This is a genomic window from Neisseria sp. P0001.S005, from assembly GCF_051963715.1.
This window is the reverse complement of the sequence record NZ_JBQCTZ010000150.1, coordinates 1-8,257: the sequence shown is the minus strand read 5'-3', so window position 1 is coordinate 8,257 and position 8,257 is coordinate 1. Positions and strand designations below refer to the sequence as shown.

Below are 8,257 nucleotides of genomic sequence, written 5' to 3'. Positions count from 1 at the left end.
TCCACCGTCGCCCGCCTGACCATGACGGTTTTCCTGCCTGCCGACCAAAAAGGCACGCATATGTCGCGCTTTGTCGCTCTGATGGAAAAACAAACCGATGCTTTGGATTTCGATACGCTGCACAAGCTGACCGCCGATATGGTTGCCCTGTTGGATTCGCATTCCGGCAAAATCAGCGTTTCCTTCCCGTTTTTCCGCAAGAAAAGTGCGCCTGTCTCCGGCATCCAATCGTTGCTCGACTATGATGTTACCCTGACCGGCGAAATCAAAAACGGTATATACAGCCACAGTCTGAAAGTAATGGTTCCGGTTACTTCATTGTGTCCGTGTTCCAAAGAAATTTCCCAATACGGCGCGCACAACCAACGTTCGCATGTAACGGTCAACCTGATTGCAAACGCGGAAGTAGGCATCGAAGAAATCATTGATTACGTCGAAGCACAAGCAAGCTGCCAGCTCTACGGTTTGCTCAAACGTCCTGACGAGAAATATGTAACGGAAAAGGCGTACGAAAATCCGAAGTTTGTCGAAGACATGGTTCGCGATGTGGCCACTGCGCTGATTGCCGACAAACGCATTGAATCTTTCGTCGTCGAAAGCGAAAACTTCGAATCGATACACAACCATTCCGCTTACGCTTATATCGCTTATCCTTAAAAGCCGAGCCGAATAGAAACAAAGGCCGTCTGAAAATTTCAGACGGCCTTTGGCATAGATTGAACGATAACATGAGACTATCGGTCATATATGGGCAACCCTATTTCGATATAATTCAAAAGTATTAGATTTCTCTCGCAATATTTGACATAAATTAAGCCGATTGTTTTTCCATCATTTATAATGACGGTTCCTCAACGGCATCTCCGTAGATACTATGAAAAAATTCCTTTATTTCCTCATTGCATTTTTAGGCTTGAGCAGCTTCGCATTTGCAGTAGATGCCAATGATTTGCTGCCTCCAGAGCAAGCCTTTGTGCCTCAAGTCAATGTAACCGATCAAGGCATCAGCGTGCAGTTCAAGATCGCTGACGGCTACTATATGTACCAGTCCAAAATCGTTGCAGCGACCAATCCTGACAAAGTCTTGGCCGAACCCAAATTCAGCAAAGGCGAAGAAAAAGAAGACGAATTCTTCGGCAAACAAACGGTTTACCACCATACCGCACAGGTTGACCTGCCTTACAAACAAGCCGCGCCGCAATACAAACTGACGCTGACTTATCAAGGCTGTGCCGAAGTGGGTGTGTGTTATCCGCCTGTGGACACCGAATTTGACGTAAAAGGCAACGGGGTTTACCAGCCTCAAAGCGACGAGCCGGTTTCTGCCAAAGACCGCTTTTTGCAACCATCCGCCTCTTCAGACGGCCAAATGCCCGCCCAACCCAGTACAAACAATCCCGACAGCAGCCGCTTCAAGCTCTCTTGGGATACTTTAAACGCCAACCTATTGGCGTTTTTTGTCGCAGGTTTGGGCTTAAGCTTTACCGCCTGTATGTATCCGCTCCTGCCGATTGTTTCCAGCATTGTCGTAGGCGATAAAAAAGCCGGAAAAGGCCGCGCGTTCACCTTGTCGATGGTGTATGTACAAGGTTTGGCATTGACCTATACCTTGGTTGGCGTGATTGCCGGTTTGACAGGCGCGCTCTTGACCGTATGGCTGCAACAGCCTTGGGTTGTGCTTGCCGCTGCCGCATTGATGGTGGTACTGGCCCTGTCTATGTTCGGCCTCTTCAATATCCAACTGCCCAACTCCGTCCAATCCTATTTCCAAAACCAAAGCAACAAACTCTCCGGCGGCAAAATCATTTCCGTTTTCATCATGGGTATTTTGTCCGCCCTGATTGTCGGCCCTTGCGTTGCGCCTCCACTGGCATTTGCTCTGGGCTATATCGGCCAGACCGGCGATGCCGTATTGGGTGGCCTTGCGCTCTATACATTAGCACTCGGCACAGGCGTACCGCTAATCATCATCGGCACATTCGGCGGTCATATCCTGCCCAAAGCAGGCGACTGGATGAACGGCATCAAATACGCATTCGGCTTTATCTTACTGGCCGTTGCCGTATACCTTGCCACACCGCATCTGCCTTACTTCGCAGTAGTCGGCCTCTACACCTTGCTGATGATTGTTCCCGCCCTTATGCTTTTGGCAAAATCTGGCAAACAAAAAGGCCGTCTGAAAACAGTTGCCGCCGTATTGGGCTTTTTACTGCTAATTGGCGGCTCATGGTTTGGCTGGCAAAGCTTTAATAAACAAACCACCACCCTACACCACTTCTTAACACTGGTTCCACCATCCGAAGCCGGACAAGAAACCGACCACGGCAAGATGTTTACCGATGTCGGCGAACTCAAAACCGCTATGGATGCCGCTTTGAAAGCCGACCCAAGCAAACCCGTGCTGATTGATTTCTACGCCGACTGGTGCGTATCCTGCAAAGAAATGGCCGCCTACACGCTCAACCAACCGCAGGTACACGAAGCAGTCGATATGCAACGCTTCTTCCAAATCGACGTAACTGCCAACACTCCCGATCATCAGGCCCTACTGAAAGAATACGGCCTCTTCGGCCCTCCGGGCGTGTTTGTTGTCCGCGCCGACGGCAGTCATAGCGAAGCCTTGTTAGGCTTTGTCAAACCCGATGCCTTCATCGAATGGTATCGCAAAAACGAGAAATAGCCGTCTATAAAAAGGCCGTCTGAAAACAAATTTTCAGACGGCCTTTTCTTATGTTCAGAAATTAAAATTCATCTTGAGCCCAATGTGTAGAACGCAAAATGCTGGAATCCACATCTTGAATATTGCGGTGACCGGTAAACGCCATGGAAATATCCATTTCTTTATACAGGATTTCCAGCGCACGGGTTACGCCTTCTTCACCATACGCACCCAAACCATACAGGAACGCCCGGCCTATCATCGTACCTTTCGCACCCAAAGCCCAAGCCTTCAAAATATCCTGACCGCTGCGGATACCGCTGTCCATCCAAACCTCGATGTCGCTGCCCACCGCGCTGACCACATCAGGCAAAGCCTTAATGGCAGACACGGTATCGTCAAGCTGACGGCCGCCATGATTGGAAACAACCAATGCGTCCGCTCCACTTTTTGCTGCTTTTTCCGCGTCTTCAGGTTCCATAATGCCTTTGATAATCAGCTTGCCACCCCATAAATCTTTAATGCGCGCCACATCGTCCCAGCTCAGGCGTGGGTCGAATTGTTCGGAAGTCCATGAAGACAACGAAGACAAATCGCCCACATTTTTCGCATGACCGACGATATTGCGGAAGGTACGGCGTTCCGTATTCAGCATTTTCATGCACCATTCGGGCTTGGTTGCCAGATTGATTAAATTGGCGATGGTCGGTTTCGGCGGAGCGGACAGACCGTTTTTGATGTCTTTGTGGCGCTGACCCAAAACCTGCAAATCGGCAGTCAATACCAAAGCCGAACAATTGGCATCCTTCGCACGCTTAATCAGGTTTTCCATAAACTCGCGGTCGCGCATCACATAAAGCTGAAACCAAAACGGCGAGCTGGTGTTTTCAGCCACATCTTCAATCGAACAAATGGACATGGTCGACAGCGTAAACGGAATACCAAATTTTTCCGCCGCCCGCGCCGCCAAGATTTCGCCGTCGGCGTGCGCCATACCCGTGAAACCGGTCGGCGCAATCGCTACCGGCATTTTCACATCCTGCCCAATCATTTTGGTCTCAAGGCTGCGTCCCTCCATATTAACCAATACCTTTTGGCGGAAACGGATGTCTTTAAAATCCGAAGTATTTTCACGATAAGTGGTTTCCGTCCAAGAGCCTGAGTCAATATAGTCATAAAACATACGCGGCATTTTACGTTTGGCAACAAGGCGCAAGTCTTCGATACAGGTTATTTTGCTTAAATCAGATTTCATTGTTGATTGCCTCTGTTAAGGTAAAGATGGACGATCAAAGCCGTCTGAACATTTCAAACACCTCATTCATTTTACGCCATCAAAACAACTAAATTTTAAGAATAATTTTGATAATCTATATCAGTATCAATATTAAATCAAAACATTTTAACCCTGATATTTGTAGGGTTGATAGCCTTTTTTCAGACAGCCTTAAATCCAAATCACAGAAAAATAAAGAAAATATTTTCCGATTTAAGAATCAGCCAATGCCACCATTTAAACAAACAATCAAACCGAGCCACCACATACTTGACTGAAACACTCAGATATTAGACAATTCTCCCCACTAATAAAAACGTCCCACACAGGCAACCACACCATGAGACTGACTACCAAAGGGCGATTTGCAGTAACCGCCATGATAGATTTGGCGATGAACGCGCAAACCGGCGCTGTCAAACTCAGTGCCATCAGCGAACGACAAAGCATATCGCTTTCCTACCTCGAACAATTATTTAGCAAGCTGCGCCGTGCCGGATTGGTTGAAAGCCTACGCGGCCCCGGCGGAGGCTACATCCTTGCCGCTCCCGCCGAGCAAATCAATATCGCACAAATCATCTCCGCAGCCGAAGACCGACTGGATGCCACGCAGTGCGGCAGCAAAGCAAACTGCAACCACGGCGCCCCCTGTCTGACCCACGACCTTTGGGAAAACTTAAACAAAACCATCAATGATTACCTCAGCGGCGTTACGCTGCAAAGCATCATTGAACAAAAAAACTGCAGCGACAGCAGTCATGTCGTTACCTTTACACACATTCATTAAACCGACTTGCGGCAAAGACCGCAGGCAGATGACCAAACGAAAGAGCAAACCATGACCGTCAAAACCCCCGTTTATCTCGACTACGCCGCCACCACTCCTGTTGACAAACGCGTTGCCGAAAAAATGATTCCCTACTTAACCGAAACCTTCGGCAACCCCGCTTCCAACAGCCACGCATTCGGCTGGGAAGCAGAAGAAGCTGTCGAAAAAGCCCGCGCCGACATCGCCGCCCTGATTAACGCCGACCCCAAAGAAATCATCTTCACCAGCGGCGCGACCGAGTCCGACAACCTCGCCATCAAAGGCGCGGCAAACTTCTACAAAACCAAAGGCAAACACCTCATCACCGTCAAAACCGAACACAAAGCCGTACTCGACACCATGCGCGAACTCGAACGCCAAGGCTTTGAAGTCACCTACCTCGGCGTGCAGGAAAACGGTTTAATCGATTTGGAAGAACTCAAAGCCGCCATCCGCGACGACACCATCCTGATTTCCGTGATGTGGGTGAACAACGAAATCGGCGTGGTACAAGACATTCCCGCCATCGGCGAAATCTGCCGCGAACGCAAAATCATCTTCCACGTCGATGCCGCCCAAGCCTGCGGCAAAGTGCCTGTGGACGTTGAAGCCGCCAAAATCGACCTGTTGTCCATGTCCGGCCACAAAGTGTACGGCCCCAAGGGCATCGGCGCGCTGTACGTCCGCCGCAAACCCCGCGTCCGCCTCGAAGCCCAAATGCACGGTGGCGGCCACGAACGCGGCTTCCGCAGCGGCACCCTGCCGACCCACCAAATCGTCGGCATGGGCGAAGCCTTCCGCATCGCCAAAGAAGAACTCGAGCAAGACATGGCGCACTACCGCAAACTGCGCGACATCTTCCTCAAAGGCATCGAAGGCATCGAAGAAGTCTACATCAACGGCGACCTCGAACACCGCGCCCCGAACAACCTGAACGTCAGCTTCAACTTCGTCGAAGGCGAAAGCCTGATTATGGCAGTGAAAGAACTCGCCGTATCCAGCGGCTCCGCCTGTACCTCAGCATCGCTTGAACCCAGCTACGTCCTGCGCGCGCTCGGCCGCAACGACGAACTGGCACACTCATCCCTGCGCATCACCTTCGGTCGCATGACTACCGAAGAAGAAGTGCAGTTCGCCGCCGAACTGATCAAATCCAAAATCGGCAAACTGCGCGAACTGTCGCCTCTGTGGGAAATGTTCAAAGACGGGATTGATTTGAATTCGATCGAGTGGGCGGCGCATTAACTCAAAGAAAAGGTTGTCTGAAAATAGCAAGGTTTTTCAGACGACCTGCATATAAAAATTTTATTTCATATTGAACACAGATTAAATTAAAAACCAATATAGGATATATAGGAGCGCGTGGCATACTGAACCAACAAAAGTTGTAAATGTTGTAAATACTGTTGTAATTCAGAATGGCGGTTCGATTCCGCACAATAAGGTAATAGTTAGTTCTAAAGCTCAATCAGCACAAATTGGAGAAAGGAAAGACATTATGACGAAAAAAGTTGTAATTAAACCGAAATTTCAAAAATGGGTTGTTGGTTTAGTAATTGCCTTAATGCTGGGAAGTGGTGAGTTCCACACGCGACCCTATGTATCTTAAATACAATAACCTAATCAAGCCATACATCAAAATTAAAAAAGGTCGTCTGAAAACCCTTAAAGACCTTTTCAGACGACCTAAAAGCCACCACATTAAAATCAAGGATACAACCCATGAACGAACAAGATTTAGATTTGGACAATCTCGACAACCTGCTTGAAGATTTTGACGGCGTTACCGTAGAGGGCGGCGTCGATTCGGAAAACGACGAAGGTTGCGAAGGCGGCGCGTGCAAAATCTAAACTTCAGTCCGTCTGAATATTCGTAAACAAACCATTTACACCACTAAAAACACAAAGGAAACCACATCATGGCATACAGCGATAAAGTAATCGACCACTACGAAAATCCCCGCAACGTCGGTACTTTCGACAAAAACGACGAATCTGTCGGCACCGGCATGGTCGGCGCACCGGCCTGCGGCGACGTAATGCGCCTGCAAATCAAAGTAAACGATGAGGGTATTATCGAAGATGCAAAATTCAAAACTTACGGTTGTGGCTCCGCCATTGCTTCTTCCAGCCTGATTACCGAGTGGGTGAAAGGCAAAAGCCTTGACGATGCACTGGCAATCAAAAACAGCGAAATTGCCGAAGAGTTGGAATTGCCTCCAGTTAAAATCCACTGCTCTATCTTGGCTGAAGATGCGGTAAAAGCAGCCGTTGCCGACTATCGCAAACGTCAGGAAAACAAATAACCGGATTCAACGACCCCTTGTCGGCAAGTGCCCAAGACTCCTAGCGAGTCTTCGAGAAAAGCAAATCTGGTGATTTATTCCCCTCTTAAGCAGACAGGGTGAATTGAGAGCACAGAAACTTCATCCTTTTGAAGTTGCCGCCAAATTTGGGACTGCCTGCCAATCTATCCCCTCTCCCCGCGGGAGAGGGTTAGGGAGAGGGCAATAAATCGCAGCTTATATTTAATTTAGTCGTTATACCTGCAAAATCAAAGGAGGCGAAATGCCTTTTACTGATGAAGAAGTCCAATCCCTACTTGCTGTCGAAGGCATAGGTAAAACCATATTGCAGCGTTTGCAGCAAATGGGATTAGATGATATTGCCAAGCTGGCGGCGGCAGATTTGGACGATATTTTGGAACAGGGCGCACAATTAACCGGCTCGACCTGTTGGAGAAATAGTCCGCAGGCTAAAGCTGCCATTGCCGCCGCAATAGAGTGGGCAAAACAGCGTTTTCAGACGGCCTGATAATCAAGATGCCGTCTGAAATAAAAAAGCAGGCAAAACAGAAAATGATTGCGAAATGAGGAAAAAAGCATGATTACTATCACAGAAAACGCAGCCAAACACATCAACAGCTACCTGACCAAACGCGGCAAAGGGTTGGGTGTGCGCTTGGGTGTGAAAACCAGCGGCTGCTCGGGCATGGCATACAACCTTGAATTTGTCGATGAAGTGAACGAGGATGATCTGATTTTTGAAGAACACGGCGCGCGCGTTTATATCGATCCAAAAAGCTTGGTTTATCTAGACGGCACGCAAGTCGATTACACCAAAGAAGGCTTACAGGAAGGTTTCAAATTTGAAAATCCGAATGTCAAAGACTCTTGCGGCTGTGGTGAGAGCTTCCACGTTTAAAATATAAAAAATGGCGGGAAAGTATCAAAACCATCCCGCCATTTTTTGGCTTCTTGCCTATTATAGCTGCCCTTGCCTTTTCTTTTTCGTTCTACTTTGTGTCGGAACAAATCAGATTTGACTAAGGCTTTTAAGGCATTGTCTCGTATTTTGCCTTTATTGTGTTGTACCTTACCGGTCATATTGTTTTCCTTTCGTATAAACAGTTTTTGGATTATATCGTAAAATAATCTTCTTCTTTAGATTTTTTCCTTTAATATCATGTCTCAATACTTCAACCTCTTCCAGCTTGAGCCATCTTTCAATATTG

The 8,257-nt window shown here is 48.1% G+C and carries 9 protein-coding genes and 1 pseudogene; 8 read left to right on the top strand and 2 right to left on the bottom strand.

Annotated elements, in window-relative coordinates; genetic code table 11:
* Positions 1 to 657 (top strand): GTP cyclohydrolase FolE2 (gene folE2 / locus ACTHSP_RS14950; RefSeq protein WP_440346354.1); only part of this gene is annotated, 657 nt, incomplete at its 5' end.
* A 217-nt stretch (positions 658 to 874) separates the two neighbouring features.
* On the top strand, positions 875 to 2,680 hold the full coding sequence (gene dsbD, locus ACTHSP_RS14945) for a protein-disulfide reductase DsbD (protein ID WP_049351514.1): 1,806 nt from the start codon (positions 875 to 877) through the stop codon (positions 2,678 to 2,680).
* Positions 2,681 to 2,741: 61 nt separating this feature from the next.
* Here the strand turns inward: dsbD and ACTHSP_RS14940 are convergent, their stop codons facing one another.
* Positions 2,742 to 3,914 (bottom strand): alpha-hydroxy acid oxidase, encoded by a 1,173-nt coding sequence (locus ACTHSP_RS14940; RefSeq protein ID WP_049351513.1) that lies wholly within the window; start codon positions 3,912 to 3,914, stop codon positions 2,742 to 2,744.
* A gap of 361 nt (positions 3,915 to 4,275) precedes the next feature.
* Here ACTHSP_RS14940 and iscR point away from each other — a divergent pair, with 361 nt between their 5' ends.
* From iscR to iscA, 6 genes are all read left to right on the top strand, one after another.
* On the top strand, positions 4,276 to 4,722 hold the full coding sequence (gene iscR, locus ACTHSP_RS14935) for a Fe-S cluster assembly transcriptional regulator IscR (protein WP_003680774.1): 447 nt from the start codon (positions 4,276 to 4,278) through the stop codon (positions 4,720 to 4,722).
* A 51-nt stretch (positions 4,723 to 4,773) separates the two neighbouring features.
* Positions 4,774 to 5,988, top strand: coding sequence for an IscS subfamily cysteine desulfurase (locus ACTHSP_RS14930; RefSeq protein WP_003764834.1), 1,215 nt, complete (start codon positions 4,774 to 4,776; stop codon positions 5,986 to 5,988).
* A gap of 477 nt (positions 5,989 to 6,465) precedes the next feature.
* On the top strand, positions 6,466 to 6,594 hold the full coding sequence (locus ACTHSP_RS14925) for a hypothetical protein (protein WP_003685711.1): 129 nt from the start codon (positions 6,466 to 6,468) through the stop codon (positions 6,592 to 6,594).
* 68 nt (positions 6,595 to 6,662) lie between these two features.
* Positions 6,663 to 7,049 carry a Fe-S cluster assembly scaffold IscU gene (gene iscU / locus ACTHSP_RS14920; RefSeq protein ID WP_003674559.1) on the top strand — a complete coding sequence of 129 codons (387 nt, stop codon included), beginning with the start codon at positions 6,663 to 6,665 and terminating at the stop codon, positions 7,047 to 7,049.
* Between the two features lie 262 nt (positions 7,050 to 7,311).
* Positions 7,312 to 7,557: a recombinase RecA gene (locus ACTHSP_RS14915; RefSeq protein ID WP_003685730.1), complete on the top strand. Its 246-nt coding sequence runs from the start codon at positions 7,312 to 7,314 to the stop codon at positions 7,555 to 7,557.
* 69 nt (positions 7,558 to 7,626) lie between these two features.
* Positions 7,627 to 7,947 (top strand): iron-sulfur cluster assembly protein IscA, encoded by a 321-nt coding sequence (iscA, locus tag ACTHSP_RS14910; protein ID WP_003685774.1) that lies wholly within the window; start codon positions 7,627 to 7,629, stop codon positions 7,945 to 7,947.
* Here the strand turns inward: iscA and ACTHSP_RS14905 are convergent.
* A pseudogene (locus ACTHSP_RS14905) lies at positions 7,907 to 8,129 on the bottom strand (alternative ribosome-rescue factor A). The gene iscA and the pseudogene ACTHSP_RS14905 sit on opposite strands and share 41 nt — an antisense overlap.
* Between the last annotated feature and the right edge of the window lie 128 nt (positions 8,130 to 8,257).

What these genes read in the sequence shown, in the direction of transcription:
- iscR (WP_003680774.1), top strand. Translation starts at nt 4,276, where the DNA reads ATGAGACTGACTACCAAAGGGCGATTTGCAGTAACCGCCATGATAGAT.
- ACTHSP_RS14925 (WP_003685711.1), top strand. Translation starts at nt 6,466, where the DNA reads ATGAACGAACAAGATTTAGATTTGGACAATCTCGACAACCTGCTTGAA.
- ACTHSP_RS14915 (WP_003685730.1), top strand. Translation starts at nt 7,312, where the DNA reads ATGCCTTTTACTGATGAAGAAGTCCAATCCCTACTTGCTGTCGAAGGC.
- ACTHSP_RS14940 (WP_049351513.1), bottom strand. Translation starts at nt 3,914, where the DNA reads ATGAAATCTGATTTAAGCAAAATAACCTGTATCGAAGACTTGCGCCTT.
- iscU (WP_003674559.1), top strand. Translation starts at nt 6,663, where the DNA reads ATGGCATACAGCGATAAAGTAATCGACCACTACGAAAATCCCCGCAAC.
- dsbD (WP_049351514.1), top strand. Translation starts at nt 875, where the DNA reads ATGAAAAAATTCCTTTATTTCCTCATTGCATTTTTAGGCTTGAGCAGC.
- ACTHSP_RS14930 (WP_003764834.1), top strand. Translation starts at nt 4,774, where the DNA reads ATGACCGTCAAAACCCCCGTTTATCTCGACTACGCCGCCACCACTCCT.
- iscA (WP_003685774.1), top strand. Translation starts at nt 7,627, where the DNA reads ATGATTACTATCACAGAAAACGCAGCCAAACACATCAACAGCTACCTG.